Origin of the sequence: Caballeronia sp. M1242 (assembly GCF_017220215.1) — a bacterium.
Classification (GTDB): domain Bacteria; phylum Pseudomonadota; class Gammaproteobacteria; order Burkholderiales; family Burkholderiaceae; genus Caballeronia.
The window spans coordinates 2,345,721-2,364,761 of the sequence record NZ_CP071129.1; the positions used below are offsets into that span (position 1 = coordinate 2,345,721).

A 19,041-nucleotide genomic window follows, 5' to 3' on the forward strand; every position below is an offset into this window, starting at 1 on the left:
TCTCCTTGGCTTAAAAAAACCTGCTTCGCTGCACGCGGTTGCTTACGCGGCCAGAACGGCCTTCGCCGTTTCGACGACGTGCTCCACCGTGAAGCCGAAGTGCTTGAAGAGCGCACCGGCCGGCGCGGACTCTCCGAACGTGTCGATGCCGACCACGCCGCCTTCGAGGCCCACGTACTTGCGCCAGAAATCCGTCACGCCCGCTTCGATCGCTACGCGCGCCACGCCCTTCGGCAGCACGCGCTCGCGGTACTCGGCGTCTTGCTTGTCGAAGAGGTTCGTGCAGGGCATCGAGACGACGCGCGCGCCGATGCCTTCTTTCGCGAGCGCCTCGACGGCCTGCATCGCGAGTTGCACTTCCGATCCCGTCGCGATCAGGATGATCTTGCGCGCGGGAATGTCGTCGTTCCAGTCGACGAGCACGTAACCGCCCTTCGCGATGTTCGCGATCTGAATGTCGTTGCGCGGCGAGAACTGCAAGTTCTGGCGGCTGAAAATGAGCGTCGACGGGCCTTCGTGCTCGATGGCATGCGTCCACGCGACGGCCGTTTCCACGGTATCCGCCGGGCGCCACGTCTGCAACTGCGGAATCAGACGCAGGCTGGAGACGTGCTCGACCGACTGGTGCGTCGGACCGTCTTCGCCGAGGCCGATGGAATCGTGCGTGAAGACGAAGATCGACCGCGCTTTCATCAGCGCGGCGACGCGCAGCGCGTTGCGGCTGTAGTCCGAGAAGGTCAGGAACGTGCCGCCGAACGGACGGAAGCCGCCATGCAGCGCAATGCCGTTGATGGCCGCGCTCATGCCGAATTCGCGCACGCCGTAATTGATGTGATTGCCCCACTGGATGCCCGCATGGCCCGCGTTGGCGTTCTCCGCGTCGCCGGCGGCGCGCACGGCTTTCGACGCCTTCCAGTTCGTGAGATTCGAGCCGGTCAGGTCGGCCGAACCGCCGAGCAGTTCCGGCAGCGCGGCGGCGAGGCCTTCAATGGCTTGTTGCGATGCCTTGCGCGTCGCCACCGTTTCCGCACGCTGGTTCGCGTCCTCGATGATCTTCGCGGCGCTCGCGTTCCAGTCGGCGGGCAGTTCGCCCTTCATGCGGCGCGTGAATTCGGCGGCCTGTTCGGCGTACTTCGCGCGATAGGCGTCGAACGCCTTGTTCCACTCGCCTTCGACGCGCGCGCCCTGCTCCTTCGCGTCCCACGCTGCGTAGACTTCCTGCGGAATCACGAACGGCTCGTACTGCCAGCCGATGGCCGCGCGCGTGGCCGCGATCTCGTCGCCGCCGAGCGGCGCGCCGTGCGCATCGTGACCGCCCGCCTTCGTCGGCGCGCCCTTGCCGATGACCGTGCGGCAGCAAATGAGCGTCGGCTTGTCGGATTGCTTCGCCTGCGCGATGGCGGCATCGACTGCGTTGACGTCATGGCCGTCCACGGCGCGAATCACATTCCAGCCGTACGCCTCGAAGCGCTTCGGCGTGTCGTCGTGGAACCAGTGCTCGACGTGGCCGTCGATGGAAATGCCGTTGTCGTCGTACAGAGCGATCAGCTTGTTCAGCTTCAGCGTGCCCGCGAGCGAACAGGCTTCGTGCGAGATGCCTTCCATCAGGCAACCGTCGCCCAGGAACACGTACGTGTGGTGGTCGACGATCTTCGCGTCGGCCTTGTTGAACTCGGCGGCGAGCAGCGCTTCGGCGAGCGCCATGCCGACCGCGTTGGCGACGCCCTGGCCGAGCGGGCCGGTGGTCGTCTCGACGCCCGGCGTGATGCCCACTTCGGGATGGCCCGGCGTCTTCGAATGCAACTGGCGGAAGTTCTTGATCTCGCTCATCGGCAGGTCGTAGCCGGTGAGGTGCAAAAGCGCGTACAGCAACATGGAGCCGTGACCGTTCGACAGGACGAAACGATCGCGGTCGAACCAGTGAGGATTCGACGGGTTGTGCTTCAGATGGCGCGACCACAGCGCGACGCCGATCTCGGCCATGCCCATGGGCATGCCGGGGTGACCGGAGTTGGCTTGTTGCACGGCATCCATGGCGAGCGCGCGAATTGCGTTGGCCATGAGGGCGGTCGGGCTGGAAGTCGGGATCGTCATGTCGGGTGTCGGCGGCTACGGAAGCAGTGAGGCAGTGCGTCGAGGCAGTACGTCGAAGCAGTGCTGAAATGATCCACGGTGCTTCTTGACGCTGCGTCTGACCGGTACTTCGCACCGGACGCCGGACCCGCGGCACACCGCGTTTTCAGTACCGGAACGACGAGAAACGACGAGGATCGGGAGGCGGTCATTCTAACAGACCGGTCCGATCGACAGGCGTGCGACACGGCGCCGAACGTGCGGCTTCCAGCGTTCGCGGGCATGTTCCGTGCAGCCGGGCGAAGCCGTTCATCGCGTCATCAGGCGGCGTCGCGCCGCGGGCGGTTCGCGCCTCATGGCAAAATGCCCCTCACTGGTACGAGCAAAAGGCTTCAAGGAGTGCTTTCGATGACTGACCCTCGCCCCGCCGACGTCCCCTGGCTCACGCCCTATCTCACCGTGCGCGATGCGCGCGTGAGCATCGGGTTCTACGAGAAGGCGTTCGGCTTCGCGGTACGTGACAGCGTGAACGACGACGGCACCATCATCCACGTCGAGATGACGTATCGCGGGCAACTGATTCTGATGTTCGCGCCGGAGGGCGCGTACGGATCGCAGGCGCGCACGCCGAAGAGCGCGGGCCAGATGGCGCCGCAGTCGTTCTATCTCTACGTCGACGATGTCGATGCCACCTTCGCGCAGGCGCTCGCCGTCGGCGCAAAGGCGCTCATCGAGCCGCAAGACCAGTTCTGGGGCGACCGCTTCGCGCAAATCGAAGACCCGGACGGCTATCGCTGGGCGATTGCGCGCCACCTTCGTTGAACTCGCCGCAAGGCGCTATCCGCGGACCGAGCGTCCGTGATCGATCTCCATGCCACGCTTTTTCGTTGACGGCCCGCTCGCGGCGGGCCAGACCATGTCTCTTCCCGACGACGTCGTGCGCCACGTGCACGTCCTGCGCTTGCAGAACGGCGACGCGATCACGCTCTTCGACGGCACCGGCGGCGAGTATCACGGCGTGCTCGTCGAGATCGGCAAACGCGCGGCGCTCGCGCGCATCGACGCGCACAGCGAACGCGAAGCGGAGCCGCCGTATCGCGTGACGCTCGCGCAGGGCGTCGCGGGCGGCGACAAGATGGACTGGCTGATCGAAAAGACGGTGGAACTGGGCGTCGCGCAGATCGTGCCGCTCACGGCCGAGCGCGGCGTCGTGCGGCTCGCCGGCGAGCGCGCGCTGCGGCGTCAGGCGCACTGGCAGGCGCTCGCGCGCGCGGCGTGCGAGCAATGCGGGCGCAATCGCGTGCCGGAAGTGGCCGCGCCGCGCGACCTGAGCGCGTGGCTGGCGTCATTGCCAGCCGCTGCGGATGGCGACCTTCGCCTGCTGCTTTCGCCTCGCGCCGATGTGTCGTTCGCCGCGCTGCCCTCGGAACCGCCGCGCGGCCGCGTCACGCTGGTGATCGGTCCGGAAGCCGGCTTTTCGCCGAAAGAAGAAAGCGAGATCGTCGCGGCGGGTTTCGCGGCGCTCGGCCTCGGACCGCGCGTGCTGCGCACGGAAACGGCGGGAATCGCGGTGCTCGCGGCGCTGGCCGCGCGCTGGGGCGGATGGTGAATCCGCGCCCGGCCGCCACAAAAGCAAACAGCCCGATGACGGGCTGTTCTGCTAACCGCTGACGCGATCGAAGGAACGCAAACGAACGCAAACGAACTCAGACGAAAGAATAAAACACGCGGAACGCCACGCGCCGCTCGGCCCAGAATTCGGCGGCATCGCGGAACACATCGAGCAGCGTTTCCCGCCCTTCCTTGTCGAACTTCTGCGCGATGGGCAACTGCTCCAGCACGATCACGAAGCCCGGCTGCGAACCCGCGCGGTGCACGAGGTCGGTGAGACAGTCGTAGAGCGCGTCGTAGTTCTTGCCGAAGTGCTTCGGAAACAGGAACGACGTCGCGATGGTTTCGAGCACTTCCTGTTTGCTCTGCGCCTGGCCGAGATACGCATACAGAAAATGCTGGCCGAGGCGGTTGGCCTCGTCGGCGAGTTCCTGCACGCGAAACGCGCGGATGGACTGCACGATGTTCGGCCGCACCGTCGCAAACAGAGACTCCGACTCGTCCTGCGGATGCGCCGCCGGATGCAGGTTCGGATTCGGCTCGTCATCGGGTCTGTTGTCGTGTTCTGTCATGCGTAGCCGCAATACTCGCTGGAACAGGTTGCCGTCGCCGGTTGCGAAAAAATCACCCGCGACGCCGTTGTCGTGCGCGTAGATGTTGTCGCTCATGCCGTTAATCCCTCGTTATCCCGCAATGCGTTTAAAACTGGCGTAGTGGTCGTCCGAGTAGTAACAATCGTCGATCTGCCGCTTGGGGCCGCCGCATACGATCCGGCGTGCGCCGCGATCCCGCGCTCGCGGCGTGGGGACTGTGTATTCGTGGTAGTAGCCGCGCGCGCGCCGTGGCAGCAAGCGTTCGCGGTTGCCGAACACGACGCCGTCTTTCTCGTAAGGGAAAGGCCCGCCCGCCTGGATCAACTGCAGTGTCTCGACCGCCTGTTTCGGCAACTGCGCGACGGTCACGGTCGCGAAGTCGTCGTTACGCGCTTGGCCGGCCTGCGCTGCGGACGACCGGCTGGCCTCCGGCGGGATCTTCGCCGAATCGGCCTGATTCGCCGGCTTCGCGGGCATGACCGTGTCTGCCGCGCTTCGGGATTCGTCCTTGCCGCAGCCGCCCAGAAAGACGCCGAGTGCGACGATGCAGGCAAGTGCCGTAGCGCGCTTCACGAAACGATTGTCCCCGCGATGAACCGAAAAATGCGACAACCCCGAAAGATGTAAGGGTATCGCTAATGCCAAACCGAAGCAACGTTCGGCGGGATTTCGGAAATTTTTTCTCAACTTCGCGGGCGCATGCACCAGTTTGTGGAGAAACGGCAGCTATATCTAGCCCAAATCTGAGAGACATTTCAACTGCGCAAGATAATAATTTCGAGCGCTGGGAATCGAAACCCTTGGACAAGCCGCCTCACTTGTCGCCAGTTTCACGGCATGCGCTCCATGCCGGACGCCCTGCGCTTTTAGGGAACAGCAAACTTCCCCCTTGCTATTGCCCCAGCGTGCCGCATTCGCGGCACGTTTTTTTTGGGCGAAAAAAAACGCGGCGGGAAGATCCGCCGCGTCGGGGATTACATCCAGCGAGAATCAGCGCGCCGCCGATGCGTCCGCCACCAGCAACGCCGTCATATTCACGATGCGCCGCACCGTCGCCGAAGCCGTCAGCACGTGCACGGGCTTCGCCGCGCCGAGCAGGATCGGCCCGATCGCGATGTTGTTGCCCGCTGCCGTCTTCAGCAGGTTGTACGAGATGTTCGCCGCGTCGATGTTCGGCAGGATCAACAGATTCGCGTCGCCTTCGAGCGTCGATTCGGGCAGCACTTCCTTGCGCAGACGGGCATCCAGCGCCACGTCGCCGTGCATTTCGCCGTCCACGTCGAGATCGGGCGCGCGCTCTTTCAGGATGGCGAGCACGTCGCGCATCTTCTGCGCGGTCGGCGCGTTGCTCGTACCGAAGTTCGAATGCGACAAGAGCGCGATCTTCGGCATGATGCCGAAGCGCTTCACTTCTTCCGCCGCGAGAATCGTGATTTCGGCGAGCTGCTCCGGCGTCGGGTCGACGTTCACATGCGTATCGACGATAAAAATCTGGCGGCCCGGCAGCACGAGCGCGTTCATCGCCGCGTAGACGTTGCAACCGTCCTTCTTGCCGATGACCTGATCGATGAAGTGCAGATGCCGATGCGTGGTGCTCACCGTGCCGCAGATCATGCCGTCCGCTTCGCCCTTCTTCACGAGCATGGAACCGATCAGCGTGGTGCGGCGGCGCATTTCCAGCTTCGCCATTTGCTGGCTGATGCCCTTGCGCGCCATCATCGCGTAATAGGTCTGCCAGAAGTCGCGATAACGCTCGTCGTGGTCCGTGTCGACCACGGTGAAATCGACGCCCGGCGTAAGGCGCAGGCCGAACTTCGTGATGCGCTGCTGAATGACCGCCGGACGGCCGATGAGAATGGGCTTCGCGATCTTCTCGTCCACGGCGATCTGCACGGCGCGCAGAACGCGTTCTTCCTCGCCTTCCGCGAACACGATGCGCTTTTTCTCCGGCTCCACGCTGCGCGCGAGCTGGAACACCGGCTTCATCGTCGTGCCACTGTGGTAGACGAACTGCTGCAAGTGCTGCTCGTACGCGTCCATGTCTTCGATAGGACGCGTGGCCACGCCGGATTCCATCGCGGCTTTCGCCACCGCGGGCGCGATCTTCACAATGAGACGCGGATCGAACGGCTTCGGAATCAGATATTCCGGCCCGAACGACAAGTCCTGAATGCCATACGCCGTCGCGACGATATCGCTCTGCTCCTGGCGCGCGAGTTCGGCGATCGCGTTCACTGCCGCGATTTCCATTTCCTTCGTGATGGTCGTCGCGCCGGCATCCAGCGCGCCACGGAAGATGAACGGAAAGCACAGCACGTTGTTGACCTGATTCGGGTAGTCCGTGCGGCCGGTGGCGAGCACCGCGTCCGGGCGCACTTCCAACGCGAGTTCCGGCAGGATTTCCGGCGTGGGATTGGCGAGCGCGAGAATCAGCGGCTTCGCGGCCATGCCCTTCACCATGTCCTGCTTCAGCACGCCGCCCGCCGAGAGGCCGAGGAACACGTCCGCGCCTTCGATCACTTCGGCAAGCGTGCGCGCGCTGGTTTCGCGGGCGAAGCGTTCCTTGTCCGGGTCCATGAGTTCGACGCGGCCCTTGAAGACCACGCCGGCCAGATCCGTCACGAAGATGTTCTCGAGCTTCATGCCGAGATCGACGAGCAGATCCAGGCACGCGAGCGCCGCCGCGCCCGCGCCGGACGCGACGAGCTTCACTTCGCCGATGTTCTTGCCGACCACCTTCAGGCCGTTCGTGATGGCCGCCGCGACGACAATGGCCGTGCCGTGCTGGTCGTCGTGGAAGACGGGAATCTTCATGCGCTTGCGCGCCTCGCGCTCGACGATGAAGCAGTCCGGCGCCTTGATGTCTTCCAGATTAATGCCGCCGAAAGTCGGCTCCAGCGCGGCGATCACATCGACGAGCTTGTGCGGGTCGCTTTCGTTCAGCTCGATATCGAACACGTCGATGCCGGCGAACTTCTTGAAGAGCACGGCCTTGCCTTCCATGACCGGCTTCGAGGCGAGCGGCCCGATGTTGCCGAGCCCGAGCACCGCCGTGCCGTTCGACACGACGCCGACGAGGTTGCTGCGCGCGGTGAAGCGCGCGGCGTTCAGCGGGTCTTCGACGATCGCTTCGCATGCGAACGCCACGCCCGGCGAGTAGGCCAGCGCAAGGTCGCGCTGGTTGATCATCTGCTTGGTCGGGGCGATCGCGATTTTGCCGGGCGTCGGAAACTCGTGATAATCGAGCGCGGCTTCGCGCAACTTCGTATTGGCGGGAGTCGTCATAAGGCGGGCTAGCAGTGCGGGAATTAGAATGGAACCTCGAACGCATTGTAGCGCCAATCAAGCCCCGCTTTTACGCGCAGTCCATGCAATTCGGCTACAAGTGCCATGACCGGAGAACGCCTGATCGCCCGGCTGGGCAAGGCTTTCGACACATCATTCCGTTTTTTCGAGACGTGCGGCGGCGCTTGGAGGCGCAGCCGTTGCCGCGCCGTCTTTCTCTTGCACCGCACAAATAACCGCTTCCCCGACGATGCTTTCCGAGTTCTCCCTGATCGATCGATACTTCGCCCGCCGCGCCAAAGCGCCCTCGCCGAGACAAGGCGACGCGCCGCTCGGCATCGGCGACGACTGCGCGCTGATCGCGCCGCCCGCCGGCCATCAGCTTGCGATCTCGACGGACATGCTCGTCGCCGGCCGACACTTTTTCCCCGAGGTCGATCCGTACGCGCTCGGTCACAAGGCGCTCGCGGTGAATCTGTCGGATCTCGCCGCGATGGGCGCGAAGCCGCACGCGTTCACGCTCGCGCTCGCCTTGCCGCGCGCCGATGAAGCGTGGCTCGCCGCGTTCAGCGACGGCATGTTCGCATTGGCCGAACGCTTCGACTGCGCGCTCGTCGGCGGGGACACGACGGGCGGGCCGCTCAACATCTGCATCACTGTATTCGGCGATGTTGCGCACGGCGCGGCGCTGCGGCGCGACGCAGCAAGACCCGGCGACGAGATCTACGTGTCGGGCGTGCTCGGCGATGCCCGCGCTGGCCTGGGCGTCCTGCGCGACGAATGGCGCGCGCCGGACGAAGCGAGTGCATCGGCATGGAAGCAGGCGCTCGAACGCCCGGAGCCGCGCGTGGCGCTCGGACTCGCGCTCGCCGGCATCGCGCACGCGGCGCTCGATATCTCCGACGGCCTCGCGGGCGACCTCATGCACATCCTCACGCGCTCGGGCGTTAGCGCAACAGTCGATGCCGACGCCGTGCCGTGTTCCGACGCGGTGCGCGCGATGCCCGAAACCGCGCGCCGCCAGTGCACGCTCGCGGGCGGCGACGACTACGAGCTCTGCTTCACGGCGCCGCGCGGGGCGCGCGATGCGGTGGCGCGCATCGGCGAGCGGGTGGGCGTGCCGCTCACGCGCATCGGTACAATCGACTCCGCGGGCGCGCCCGCCATCGCCTGGCGCGACGGCGCGGGCGCGCCGCTTTCCCTGACGTTGCAAGGCTTCGATCACTTTCATGCAGACTGACCCCACCGCCGCGAGCGAATCCGCGCCGCCGCGTTCGCCGTCTCCCTCCAAACCGCGCAAGGCGAGCGCGCGATTCATGCTCACGCATCCGCTGCACATTCTGTCGCTCGGCTTCGGCAGCGGCCTTTCGCCCATTGCGCCCGGCACGGTCGGCACGCTCTTCGCGTGGGCGTCGTTCGTGCCGCTCAACCGGCATTTGACCGTGGCGGAATGGGGCGCGCTGATCGCCGTCGGCTTCATCGCCGGATGCTGGTTTTGCGGCTTCACCGCGAAGAAGATGGGCGTCGCGGACCCGTCGCCGGTCGTGTGGGACGAGATCGTCGCGTTCTGGCTCGTGCTGCTGGTCGTGACGCCCGCGACGTTCACCGGGCAGTTGTGGGCGTTCATCGTGTTCCGCTTCTTCGACATGGTGAAGCCGCCGCCGATTCGCTATTTCGACCGCCATCTGAAAGGCGGCTTTGGCATCATGTTCGATGATCTCGTCGCCGCGTTCTTCAGCCTGCTCGTGATTGCGCTGTGGCGCATGACCGTGTGACGTTTCACTCCTTTGTCTGCGAGACACCGCCATGCCAACCGATACCGTCGTTCATCAACTTGCGATCCGCGTCGGCAACAAGCTGCGCGACGAACGGCTGATGCTCGCCGCCGCCGAATCGTGCACGGGCGGCATGGTGGCGGCCGCGATCACGGATATCTCGGGCAGCAGCGCGTGGTTCGAGCGCGGCTTCGTCACGTATTCGAATCTGGCGAAAACGGAGATGATCGGCGTGCCGGCCGCGCTGATCGAGCAGCACGGCGCGGTGAGCGAGCCGGTCGCGAAAGCCATGGCCGAAGGCGCGCTGCGCAACAGCCGCGCGCAGGTTTCGGTGTCGATCACGGGCGTCGCCGGTCCCGCCGGCGGCAGCGAAGCGAAGCCGGTCGGCACGGTTTGCTTTGCGTGGAGCAATCGCCTGCATACCGCGTTCGAGACGCAGCATTTCAAGGGCGACCGCGAGCAGGTGCGCACGCAGGCGGCGGCGCACGCTTTGAGGAAGTTGCTGGAGTTTTTGGAACAGCGGGAACGGTGAATTTGCGCCGCTCGCATTGGCTTCTTAGACGTGCGCTGCGAGAAACGGCTCCGCTTCCTGAATCAGCGCGAGCGATAACCCGCGCCGCCCTCATCACCGATACGCGTTGATCGTATCCCGCGTCTTCTTCGCGGCTTCGGCCGCCGCGTTCGCGTAATCGTCGCTCTTGCCGGCGTACAGAATGGCGCGCGACGAGTTGATGAGCATGCCCGTGCCATTCGCCGTGCGGCCCGCGCGGACGGTCGCTTCTACATCGCCGCCTTGCGCGCCGATGCCCGGAATCAACAGCGGCATGTCGCCGACAATGCCACGCACCGCTTCGATTTCCTTCGGAAACGTCGCGCCGACGACGAGCCCCAGTTGCCCGCTCGCGTTCCACTTCTCGGCCGCGAGCTTCGCGACGACCTGATACAGCGGCTTGCCGTCCGTCGTCAGGAATTGCAGGTCGGAACCGCCTGCGTTCGACGTGCGGCACAGCACGATCACGCCCTTGCCTTCATGCGCGAGATACGGCTCGATGGAATCGAAACCCATGTACGGATTCACCGTCACGGCGTCCGCTTTGTAGCGCTCGAACGCTTCCTTCGCGTATTGCTCGGCCGTGCTGCCGATATCGCCACGCTTCGCATCGAGAATGACCGGCAGGCCCGCGTGCTTTTCATGGATATGCGCGATCAGCGCTTCGAGCTGATCTTCCGCGCGATGCGCGGCGAAGTACGCGATCTGCGGCTTGAACGACGACGCGTACGGCGCGGTGGCATCGACGATGGTCTTGCAGAACTCGAAGATCGCGTCGGCGCGGCCCGCGAGCGCGCCGGGAAACTTCGACGGCTCGGGATCGAGGCCGACGCACAGGAGCGATTGCGTGCGCGACCACGCGGCGTTGAGCGACTGGATGAAAGACATGGGAAAAATCGGCGGAAAGGGATGCCACGCATTTTAACGTGCGCGGCATCGCTTTCCTGTTCGGGCGTTTGGCGCGTTCGGCGCGTTCGGCGCGTTCAGCGGGTTTGGCGGGTTTGGCGGGTTTGGCGCGTTCAGCGCGCGAGCGCCGCGCGGCCTCGCGCCTTCGCTCCCGCACGCGTGCGCGGCCGGCCGCGGCGCGCGGCCTCGCCGGTGCGCTCGACGGTGAAGCGGAACTCGCGCGAAAGCCGCTCGCCGGGCGCGAGCACTGTCATGCCGTTCGCCTCGCCGCCGCCCGGCAGGTTCACCGCGTTGATCGGATGATCGACCGGCTCGAAGCAGAAGAAGTCCTCGCCCGGTGGCGCATAAAGCACGTAGTAATCGGTGTCCGCGGCAATCGTCAGCGATAGACGGCGCCTCGGCCAGAGCACGCTCGTGCGTCCGCTCCAGCCGGTGAACGCGTTGTTCACCATTTCGGACGGCATCGGATACGCGACGCCGAATTGCCACGCGGGCGGCGCGGGCACATGGCGCACCGGAAGCCAGTCGTCGCCACAAAGCCACAGTCCGCCCGCCGCCGCCGAAAGCTCCGTATCGGCTTCGCGCATCAGAAACGGGTGCAAGCCAAGACCGAAGGGGAGCGCCTCGTCGCCGGTGTTTTGCACGTCGAGCGTGACGACGAGCGTAGCTTCGTCGAGCGCATACGTCTGCGACGCGCGAAACGAGTACGGCTTGCCGTCGCTGCGCTCGAACGCAAGCCGCACGCGAGTCGCCTCTTCTTCTTCGACGGTCCACGCGCCGAGCCAGCCGTCGCCGTGCAGCGGCAGCGGCTCATCCGGGCGATTGCGCGGCACGTCGATGGCGCGTCCGGAGAATCGAAAATGCCCGTTGCCGATGCGGTTCGAATACGGCAAGAGCGGATAACACGCGAGCTGGTTCGGATCGGTGTCCGGGCCCGGTTCGGCGCACGGCCGGAAAATCGGCACGAGGGCGCCTTCGTGACGCCAGTCGAAACGCGTGACGCCGCCGCCGAGCGCCGGCGCGACATCGAGCCTCAAGTGCGCGTTCGCGAGCGTGATGCAGCCTTCGACGGCCGCGCCGCCAATGGCGACGACCGCCGTGCTCGGCCCCGGCCGGATCGGCGGTTCGGCGGCGGCCGCGAGCCGCGAACGGCGCGCGTTCGCCTGCGCCGTGGACGCGGACGGCCTATTCACCCTTTGCTCATTGCGCGCAACCGTCATGACCTGTGCTCCATCGAGAGGCGAAAAACCCGGCGCGGCCGCGGCCGGGGGCTGGACGGGCGGCGCGTCGGATCGCGCGCCGCCTCGGTTTCTTATGCTTGCGGCTTGCCCGCGAAAACCGGCTCCGCGATGCCGCGCACGCCGGGCTGCGCGGTGAAGATGCCGCCTGCGTGGGCGTCGGTCTTGAGCGCGTCTTCGCTCAAGCCGATGCGCGCTGTCGTCACGAAGAGCGTATCGAGCGAGTCGCCGCCGAACGCGACGCAACTCGGCTGCGCGCTCGGCACCTCGATGCGCGCCGTCTCGCGGCCATCCGGCGCGTAGCGCACCACGCGCCGCCCGCCCCACTGCGCGTTCCACAGGCCGCCTTCTGCGTCGACCGTGGAGCCGTCGGGCGCGCCGGTATCGTCCGTCAATTCGACGAACACGCGGTCGTTCGCGAGGCTCGGGTAATCGCAGACGCGAATGCGTCGCGTCGGCGTATCGCAGTAGTAGAGCGTCGTGCCGTCAGGACTGAACGCGGTGCTGTTGTTGATCGCGCACTGCCCGAGCGGCAGGCGCTCCAGCGACAAATCCAGGTTCAACCGATAGTAAGCGCCGAGCGGCTCTGCATCGTCCACGTCGTGCTTCGTGCCGAACACGAAGCGCCCTTCGCGGTCGCAGCGGCCGTCGTTCAGGCGCGTCGGCAGGCCGGCTTCCACTTCCGTGATCGTCTCGATCTTGCCCGTCGAGAACTGGAAGAACGCGAGCCGCGACGCAAGCCCGAGCAGCACGACGTCCGGGTCCGCGCAGAGCGCGAAGCACGCGAGGCGCTCCGGCATGTCGAAGGCTTCGGTCGATCCGTCGCGCGGATCGTATCGCAGGAACCGCTTGCCTTCGATGTCCGTCCAGTAGAACCGCCCGCTCGCGGCGCACCACGTCGCGCCCTCGCCGAGCGCGCACCGGCTGTCGATCAGAAGACGTGCCTCGGTTGCATCGGTCGCGCCGCTTTGGTTCATTAGACCCATCCTCCGTCGATGATGATTTCCTGCGCCGTCATCATGCTGCTATCGTCCGATGCGAGAAAGAGCGCGGCGCGCGCGAGATGCTCGGGCAGCACTTCGGCGTCGATGCACTGTCCCTGCTTGATCGCGAGCTTGCCCGCCTCGTCGAGCCACAGGCGCTTCTGCTTTTCCGTCATCACCCAGCCGGGCACCAGCGAATTCGCGCGGATGCCGAACTTGCCGAGGTCGCGCGCGAGACCGCGCGTCAAGCCCTGCACCGCCGATTTTGCCGTCACGTACACGGGCAGATTCGGGTTCTTAAGCATCCAGCTGACGGAGCCGAGATTGATGATCGAGCCGCCGCCGAGTTGCTTCATGTCGTCGACGACCGCCTGCGCCGCGAAGAACTGGTGACGGATATTCACCGCGATGCCCCAATCGAACGATTCGGGCGTGACTTCCTCAATCGTATGACGCTTGTCGTTGGCCGCGTTGTTCACGAGCACGCCGATCGGCCCGAGCGCGCCGCGCACATCCGCGATGCCTTGGCGCAATGCGTCGATGTCCGTCAGGTCCACGCGCAGGAACATCGGCCGCGTGCGGTCCGCGCCAAGGTCCGCGCCGAGCCGGTCGGCCAGCGCCTCGCCGGCTTCGGTGTCGATATCGAAGAACGCCACTTTCGCGCCCTGATCGAAGAAATGCTCGACGAACGCCGCGCCGATGCCGGTCGCGCCGCCCGTGATGAGCACGGTCTTGCCCGCGAGGCTCGGGTAGCGCGCGAGGGATTTGTCGATGGATGTCATATGTTTCGCCGTCCTTTCAGTCGCGCGATCCGCGATTTTTCAACTGGTCTAGCAACACGGCAGCGAGCAGAATCGCGCCGCGCACGAGGTACTGATAGAACGCGTCGATGTTCAACAGGTTCATCACGTTCTCGACCGTGCCCATGATGAGCACGCCGATCACCACGCCGGAAATCGTCGCGCGGCCGCCGAGCAGCGAGACGCCGCCGAGCACGCAGGCCGAAATCACGTTCAGTTCGAAACCTTGCGCCGCGTTCGGCTGTCCCGACGTGATCCGAGATGCAAGGATAACGCCTGCGAGCGCCGTTACCGCGCCCTGCACGAGGAAAATCCATACGCGCGTGCGTTCGACATTGATACCCGCGAGCCGCGACGCTTCCGGATTGCCGCCGATAGCCAGCGTATTGCGGCCATAAACCGTCTGGTTCAGCAGCACGCCGAACACGATGAAACACGCGAGCGTGACCCAGATCGGCAGAGAAATGCCGAGCATGGTGAGGCTGCCGAGTTCGATGAACGTATCCGACGACACGCCCACCGCCTGCCCGTGCGACACGATAAAGCCGAGCCCGCGCACGATTTCCATGGTCGCGAGCGTGGTGATCAGCGCGTTGATGCGCAGATACGCGATCACCGCGCCGTTCACGAAGCCGATCACCGAGCCTGCCGCCACCGCCGCGATGATTGCGATGAAGGTGTTGTTCGTCGCGTTCAGCACCATCGCGCAGAGCACGCCCGCGAACGCGATGGTCGAGCCCACCGACAAGTCGAAGTCGCGCGAGGCGAGGCAGAACATCATCGTGCAGGCGACCATGCCGATCTGCGAGATCGACAGCGCCAGCCCGAGCATGTTCTCGATGGAGAAAAAGTGATCGACGGTCAGTGACATCGTGACGAACATCACGATGAAGATCACGATCAGGCTGTATTCCGTGATCTGCTGCCACCACTTCTGCTTGTCGCTTCTCTGCGGGATCAGCGCGTTCGCGACCGTTTCGCTAGCCTGTCCCACGATGTTTTCTCTGGCTTCCATGATTCGTCCCTTGTCCCCTTTAACTTTTACGCGGCCTCGGCGACCGTCTCCGATTGCGGCAGCGCGAGGCTCAGCACCGACTGCTCGTTCGCCTGTCCGCGCGGCAATTCGCCCGCGACGCGCCCCTGCCGCATCACGACGATGCGGTCGGACACGCCGAGCACTTCCGGCAGTTCCGACGAGATCATCACGATCGCGCAGCCACGCTCCGCCAGTTGATAGATCACGTTGTAGATTTCGTGCTTCGCGCCGACGTCGATGCCGCGCGTCGGTTCATCCAGAATCACGACCTTGAGATCCGGCTCGGCGAGCCAGCGCGAGAGAATCGCCTTCTGCTGATTGCCGCCCGACAGAAAGCGGATGCGCTGACGGCGGCTCGGCGTCTTGATCTTCAGAAGCTGGATGAAGCGGTCCGCCGTCTCGGCTTCCTTCTTGCGGTCGAGAAAAAGCCCCGCGCGCAGAAAATGACGGCGGCACGAAATGTTGATGTTCTCCGCGACAGTCGCCATCGCGACGATGCCCTCTTCCTTGCGATCCTCCGGGCACAGCACGATGCCGTGGCGAATCGCTTCGCCGGTGCTGCGAATCTTGATCGGCTGGCCGTCGAGCTGGATCGTGCCTTCCTTCTTCTTGTCCGCGCCGTAGATCAGATGCATCAGTTCGCTACGCCCCGCGCCGACCAACCCGAAGAACCCGACGATCTCGCCGCGCCGCACCTCGAAGCTCACCGGCGCGGAAAGCGCCTCGCCCTGCACGTTCTGCACCGCGAAGCGCACGTCGCCCAGTTTGCGCGGACGGTAGTTATAGATATCCGAGATCTCGCGGCCGACCATTTCCTGCACGAGCGTGTCGCGCGGCACTTCGGCCAAGCGCGTATGCGATGCGATCTTGCGGCCGTCGCGGAAAATGGTGCAGGCGTCGCATAGCTCGTAGATCTCGTCCATGCGGTGCGAGATATAGATGAGCGCGCGCTTGTCCGCTTTCAGGTCGCGCACGAGCTTGAACAGCACCTCGGTTTCGCGGTGCGAGAGCGAAGAAGTCGGCTCGTCGAGCGCGATCACGCGTGCATTGCGCAAGAGCGCCTTGCAAATTTCCACCATCTGCCGCTGCGCGATGGAGAGCTTGCGCAGCTTCGCGTTGGGATCGAGATCGACGCCCATCGCGGCGAGCCGCTCGCGCACGTGCTTTTTCGCCGCGCGCTTGTCCACCCAGCCGAGCCGGTTCGGCAGCGCGCCGAGCAGCAGGTTCTCGGAGACGGTTAAGTCCGGCACGTACTGCAATTCCTGGTGAATCACCGCGATACCCGATGCAATCGAAGCCGCGGCGCTCCCGAAATGCACTTCGCGGTCGTCGATGAGCACGCGCCCCGAATCGGGCTGATACTCGCCGCCGAGAATCTTGAGCAAGGTCGATTTACCCGCGCCGTTCTCGCCCATCAAACCGTGAACTTCGCCGGCGTTGACGTCGAACGACACGCCGTCGAGCGCGCGCACGCCTGGAAACACCTTGCCGATATTGTCAAAACGCAGCGTCGCTGACACATCGCCTCCTTGTTCTGCGCGGGCCGCGCTGTCATGCGGCCCGCCTGCCTCGATGGATTTAGTTCGACGCCAGGCCCATTTGCTGACGCACCGACGACACGTTCTCACGCGTGGCGAGCATGCCGGTCGTGAGCGTGAGCGGCGGCGGCGCCTTGCCGTCCTTGATCCACGCGTACATCAGTTCGGAGGTCTCTTCGCCGTGACGCTTCGGGCTGATGATGACCGTGCCGAAGAAGCCCGTCGGGTTCGGCTTCTTGAACTCGTTGAGCGCCGAATCGGAGCCGCCGATGCCGATGCCGATCATGTTGTCCGCCTTGAAGCCGCGTCCTTCCGCCGCGCGCACCGCGCCGAGCACGGCTTCGTCGTTCAGGCCGTAGGCGACCCAGTGCTTGAACTGCGGGTTCTTCGTGAGCGCGATGTTCGCCGCGTTGAACGCGTTCTCCGTGTCGGTCTTCGCTTGCGGCGCGGCGATCACGTTCGCCTTCGGGAAACCGGCGGCGAGAAGCGCGTCGGTCGCGCCGCTCGTGCGGTCATGCGCGGTCGGCAACTGCTCATAAGTCACGTCGATCGCGCCGACATCCTTCATGTCCCAGCCGCGCTTCTTGATTTCGGCGGCGATGCCGTCGCCCACCTGCTTGCCGATGTTGTAGGCCGAAATGCCCATGTGCGGCACCGACTCGATCGGCTTGCCGGAACCATCGACGAGGCGGTCATCCACCGTCATCATCTTCAGCTTGTCGGCCTTCGCCTTCGCGACGATGCCCGGCCCGAGCTTCACGTCCGGCGTGCAGATGATGAAACCCTGCGCCTTCTGCGCGGCGAGGTTGTCGATCGCGCTCATCACCTTTTCGCCCGACGGCGCGCCGATCTTCACGAGCGTGAAGCCCTTCTCCTTGGCGGCGGTCTCGGCGAACTTCCATTCGTCCTGGAACCACGGCTCTTCCGGCTGCTTCACGAGAAAGCCGATCTTGATGTCGTCGGCGGCCTGCGCGACGGGCGCGGCGATCATCGTGGCGCTCGTGGCCGTGGCGGCGGCGATCAGCGTGAGGAACAGTCTGCGTTTCATCTTTTGTCTCCCGACTTTTTCCGTTGTCTCAAAATACCCGCGTGCGGGCGGTAAAAAGCGTGTGGCCGCGTGTCATTCTGCGTGGATGCCGCACCGCGGCCAGTGCGTCATTTCTTCGATACGTGCGTCTTTAGTCGTGATAGAGCGCGGAACGCCCGCCATCTACCGTGATGCAACTCGCGTTGATGAACGGCGCTTCGTCCGATGCGAGGAACACCGCCGTCATCGCGACTTCCTGCGGCTTGCCGATGCGCTTCATCGGCTGGAGATCGAGCGTCGCCTGCCGCGCTGCCTTCGGATCGGCTTGCGAGTCCCACCAGTCCAGCGTCAATTGCGTTTCGATGTAACCCGGCGCGATGGCATTCACGCGCACGTTGTTCGGCGCGTATTCGATGCCGAGCGCGCGCGTCAGGCCGATGACGCCGTGCTTCGCGACCGGATACGGAAAGCAGCCCGGGATGATCTTGAAGCTATGCGTCGAGGCGATATTCACGATGCTGCCCCGGCCGCGTTCCACCATGCCCGGCAGCACCGCGCGGCAGCCGTTCCACACGCCGTCGAGATCGACGGCGAAGCAGCGCCGCCAGTCGTCGTCGGTCATGGTGAGCGGATCGCAGAACACGTTGATGCCGGCGTTGTTCACGAGCGTGTCGAGCGCGCCGAACTTCGCTTCCGTTTGCGCGACGGCGTCTTTCACTGACGCGCTTTGCGTCACGTCGGTCTGCACCGCAATGACGCGCTCGGATTGCGTTTCGTCGGCGATGCGCTTCGCCGTCTCGCGCGCCGTCTCGATATCCAGTTCCGCGAGCGCGACCGCCGCGCCTTCGCGCGCGAACGCCAGCGCGATCGCCGCGCCGATGCCGCGGCCCGCGCCGGTGACCATCGCGACTTTGCCGGCGAGCCGGTTCATCGCTTCTCACCCTTCGCGATGGCGAGTCCTTCGACGAACGCCTTCGCGTGCGATGCCGTCACGCTCACGCTTTGCCCCGGCTTGTAGAGCGCCGAGCCTAGGCCGAAGCCGTTCGCGCCCGCCGTGAGAAACGGCCCCATGTTGTCCGGCGCGATGCCGCCGACCGGCACCAGCGGCACTTCTTTCGCGATGACCGCCCGCCACGCCTTCACCACCGTCGGGCCGAGTTGCTCGGCGGGAAACATTTTCAGCACGTCCGCACCGTTCTTCAGCGCGAGAAAACCTTCGTTCGGCGTGGCCACGCCCGGCGCGCACGCGAGTCCGTGCGCCTTCGCGGCCCGCACGACATCGCCGTCGCTGTGCGGCATCACGATCAGTTCGCCGCCCGCGTCCTTCACGTTGTCCACGTAGCTCGGATGCAGCACCGTGCCCGCCCCGACGATGGCGTCGTCCGGCAGCGCCTGCCGGATCGCCGAGATGCTGTCGAACGGCTGCGGCGAATTGAGCGGCACCTCGACGATGCGAAAGCCCGCTTCGTAGAGCGCGCGGCCGTGCTCGGCGGCATCGGCGGGCGTGACGCCGCGCAGGATTGCGATGAGCGGACACTGGGCGAACGCCTTCGCGAGACCGGCGTGCATCTCGTACGGCCCCGGCAGATTGATGTGAGGTTGCATCGTCTTGCTCCTTGCGTGTTC

Annotated in this window: 17 protein-coding genes and 2 pseudogenes; 5 read left to right on the top strand and 14 right to left on the bottom strand. The window is 65.2% G+C overall.

Annotated features, from left to right (window positions below; translation table 11 throughout):
* Positions 1-42: 42 nt before the first annotated feature.
* A complete protein-coding gene (gene tkt / locus JYK05_RS10900) occupies positions 43-2,094 on the bottom strand; it encodes a transketolase (RefSeq protein WP_206467020.1) in 2,052 nt (683 codons plus the stop codon).
* 387 nt (positions 2,095-2,481) lie between these two features.
* On the opposite strand from tkt, the gene JYK05_RS10905 reads away from it, so the two are divergent.
* Complete coding sequence (locus JYK05_RS10905; protein ID WP_206467021.1) at positions 2,482-2,895, top strand: glyoxalase/bleomycin resistance/extradiol dioxygenase family protein; 414 nt, start codon at positions 2,482-2,484, stop codon at positions 2,893-2,895.
* Between the two features lie 49 nt (positions 2,896-2,944).
* Positions 2,945-3,682 carry a 16S rRNA (uracil(1498)-N(3))-methyltransferase gene (locus tag JYK05_RS10910; RefSeq protein WP_206467022.1) on the top strand — a complete coding sequence of 246 codons (738 nt, stop codon included), beginning with the start codon at positions 2,945-2,947 and terminating at the stop codon, positions 3,680-3,682.
* A 97-nt stretch (positions 3,683-3,779) separates the two neighbouring features.
* Here JYK05_RS10910 and JYK05_RS10915 read toward each other — a convergent pair.
* The 4 genes and pseudogenes from JYK05_RS10915 to JYK05_RS10925 all read right to left on the bottom strand — a co-directional run.
* Positions 3,780-4,175, bottom strand: a pseudogene (locus JYK05_RS10915) (barstar family protein); the annotation flags it as partial.
* 69 nt (positions 4,176-4,244) lie between these two features.
* Positions 4,245-4,352: pseudogene (locus tag JYK05_RS26645) on the bottom strand (barnase inhibitor); the annotation flags it as partial.
* A gap of 15 nt (positions 4,353-4,367) precedes the next feature.
* Positions 4,368-4,850: a ribonuclease domain-containing protein gene (locus tag JYK05_RS10920; protein ID WP_206468282.1), complete on the bottom strand. Its 483-nt coding sequence runs from the start codon at positions 4,848-4,850 to the stop codon at positions 4,368-4,370.
* A gap of 417 nt (positions 4,851-5,267) precedes the next feature.
* Positions 5,268-7,562: an NADP-dependent malic enzyme gene (locus JYK05_RS10925; protein WP_206467023.1), complete on the bottom strand. Its 2,295-nt coding sequence runs from the start codon at positions 7,560-7,562 to the stop codon at positions 5,268-5,270.
* A 250-nt stretch (positions 7,563-7,812) separates the two neighbouring features.
* Here JYK05_RS10925 and thiL point away from each other — a divergent pair, with 250 nt between their 5' ends.
* Genes thiL through JYK05_RS10940 form a run of 3 tightly spaced genes read left to right on the top strand, consistent with a single transcriptional unit; the run spans position 7,813 to position 9,869 of the window.
* Entirely contained in the window at positions 7,813-8,802 is a 990-nt protein-coding gene (thiL, locus tag JYK05_RS10930; protein ID WP_206467024.1) for a thiamine-phosphate kinase, read from the top strand.
* Complete coding sequence (locus tag JYK05_RS10935) at positions 8,792-9,337, top strand: phosphatidylglycerophosphatase A (RefSeq protein ID WP_206467026.1); 546 nt, start codon at positions 8,792-8,794, stop codon at positions 9,335-9,337. The genes thiL and JYK05_RS10935 overlap by 11 nt, the downstream gene beginning before the upstream one ends.
* Positions 9,338-9,368: 31 nt before the next feature.
* Positions 9,369-9,869 carry a CinA family protein gene (locus JYK05_RS10940; RefSeq protein ID WP_175945071.1) on the top strand — a complete coding sequence of 167 codons (501 nt, stop codon included), beginning with the start codon at positions 9,369-9,371 and terminating at the stop codon, positions 9,867-9,869.
* 93 nt (positions 9,870-9,962) lie between these two features.
* On the opposite strand, the gene pyrF is transcribed toward JYK05_RS10940, so the two are convergent.
* The 9 genes from pyrF to JYK05_RS10985 all read right to left on the bottom strand — a co-directional run bounded on the left by pyrF (position 9,963) and on the right by JYK05_RS10985 (position 19,020).
* Positions 9,963-10,775: an orotidine-5'-phosphate decarboxylase gene (pyrF, locus tag JYK05_RS10945; protein ID WP_206467027.1), complete on the bottom strand. Its 813-nt coding sequence runs from the start codon at positions 10,773-10,775 to the stop codon at positions 9,963-9,965.
* A gap of 131 nt (positions 10,776-10,906) precedes the next feature.
* Complete coding sequence (locus tag JYK05_RS10950; RefSeq protein ID WP_206467028.1) at positions 10,907-12,013, bottom strand: aldose 1-epimerase; 1,107 nt, start codon at positions 12,011-12,013, stop codon at positions 10,907-10,909.
* Between the two features lie 92 nt (positions 12,014-12,105).
* Entirely contained in the window at positions 12,106-13,017 is a 912-nt protein-coding gene (locus tag JYK05_RS10955) for an SMP-30/gluconolactonase/LRE family protein (RefSeq protein ID WP_206467029.1), read from the bottom strand.
* Positions 13,008-13,796 carry an SDR family NAD(P)-dependent oxidoreductase gene (locus JYK05_RS10960; protein ID WP_206467030.1) on the bottom strand — a complete coding sequence of 263 codons (789 nt, stop codon included), beginning with the start codon at positions 13,794-13,796 and terminating at the stop codon, positions 13,008-13,010. The genes JYK05_RS10955 and JYK05_RS10960 overlap by 10 nt, the downstream gene beginning before the upstream one ends.
* A gap of 16 nt (positions 13,797-13,812) precedes the next feature.
* Positions 13,813-14,829: an L-arabinose ABC transporter permease AraH gene (gene araH / locus JYK05_RS10965; protein WP_206467031.1), complete on the bottom strand. Its 1,017-nt coding sequence runs from the start codon at positions 14,827-14,829 to the stop codon at positions 13,813-13,815.
* Positions 14,830-14,855: 26 nt separating this feature from the next.
* Complete coding sequence (araG, locus tag JYK05_RS10970) at positions 14,856-16,370, bottom strand: L-arabinose ABC transporter ATP-binding protein AraG (protein ID WP_206467032.1); 1,515 nt, start codon at positions 16,368-16,370, stop codon at positions 14,856-14,858.
* Between the two features lie 58 nt (positions 16,371-16,428).
* Entirely contained in the window at positions 16,429-17,436 is a 1,008-nt protein-coding gene (locus JYK05_RS10975) for an arabinose ABC transporter substrate-binding protein (protein ID WP_206467033.1), read from the bottom strand.
* Positions 17,437-17,566: 130 nt separating this feature from the next.
* A complete protein-coding gene (locus tag JYK05_RS10980) occupies positions 17,567-18,346 on the bottom strand; it encodes an SDR family oxidoreductase (protein ID WP_206467034.1) in 780 nt (259 codons plus the stop codon).
* Entirely contained in the window at positions 18,343-19,020 is a 678-nt protein-coding gene (locus JYK05_RS10985) for a 2-dehydro-3-deoxy-6-phosphogalactonate aldolase (protein ID WP_206467036.1), read from the bottom strand. The genes JYK05_RS10980 and JYK05_RS10985 overlap by 4 nt, the downstream gene beginning before the upstream one ends.
* Positions 19,021-19,041: the final 21 nt, after the last annotated feature.

Excerpts from the sequence above, each read along its gene's own strand:
- tkt (WP_206467020.1), bottom strand. The coding sequence starts at position 2,094 with ATGACGATCCCGACTTCCAGCCCGACCGCCCTCATGGCCAACGCAATT.
- JYK05_RS10905 (WP_206467021.1), top strand. The coding sequence starts at position 2,482 with ATGACTGACCCTCGCCCCGCCGACGTCCCCTGGCTCACGCCCTATCTC.
- JYK05_RS10910 (WP_206467022.1), top strand. The coding sequence starts at position 2,945 with ATGCCACGCTTTTTCGTTGACGGCCCGCTCGCGGCGGGCCAGACCATG.
- JYK05_RS10925 (WP_206467023.1), bottom strand. The coding sequence starts at position 7,562 with ATGACGACTCCCGCCAATACGAAGTTGCGCGAAGCCGCGCTCGATTAT.
- thiL (WP_206467024.1), top strand. The coding sequence starts at position 7,813 with ATGCTTTCCGAGTTCTCCCTGATCGATCGATACTTCGCCCGCCGCGCC.
- JYK05_RS10935 (WP_206467026.1), top strand. The coding sequence starts at position 8,792 with ATGCAGACTGACCCCACCGCCGCGAGCGAATCCGCGCCGCCGCGTTCG.
- JYK05_RS10940 (WP_175945071.1), top strand. The coding sequence starts at position 9,369 with ATGCCAACCGATACCGTCGTTCATCAACTTGCGATCCGCGTCGGCAAC.
- pyrF (WP_206467027.1), bottom strand. The coding sequence starts at position 10,775 with ATGTCTTTCATCCAGTCGCTCAACGCCGCGTGGTCGCGCACGCAATCG.
- JYK05_RS10950 (WP_206467028.1), bottom strand. The coding sequence starts at position 12,013 with ATGACGGTTGCGCGCAATGAGCAAAGGGTGAATAGGCCGTCCGCGTCC.
- JYK05_RS10955 (WP_206467029.1), bottom strand. The coding sequence starts at position 13,017 with ATGGGTCTAATGAACCAAAGCGGCGCGACCGATGCAACCGAGGCACGT.
- JYK05_RS10960 (WP_206467030.1), bottom strand. The coding sequence starts at position 13,796 with ATGACATCCATCGACAAATCCCTCGCGCGCTACCCGAGCCTCGCGGGC.
- araH (WP_206467031.1), bottom strand. The coding sequence starts at position 14,829 with ATGGAAGCCAGAGAAAACATCGTGGGACAGGCTAGCGAAACGGTCGCG.
- JYK05_RS10975 (WP_206467033.1), bottom strand. The coding sequence starts at position 17,436 with ATGAAACGCAGACTGTTCCTCACGCTGATCGCCGCCGCCACGGCCACG.
- JYK05_RS10980 (WP_206467034.1), bottom strand. The coding sequence starts at position 18,346 with ATGAACCGGCTCGCCGGCAAAGTCGCGATGGTCACCGGCGCGGGCCGC.
- JYK05_RS10985 (WP_206467036.1), bottom strand. The coding sequence starts at position 19,020 with ATGCAACCTCACATCAATCTGCCGGGGCCGTACGAGATGCACGCCGGT.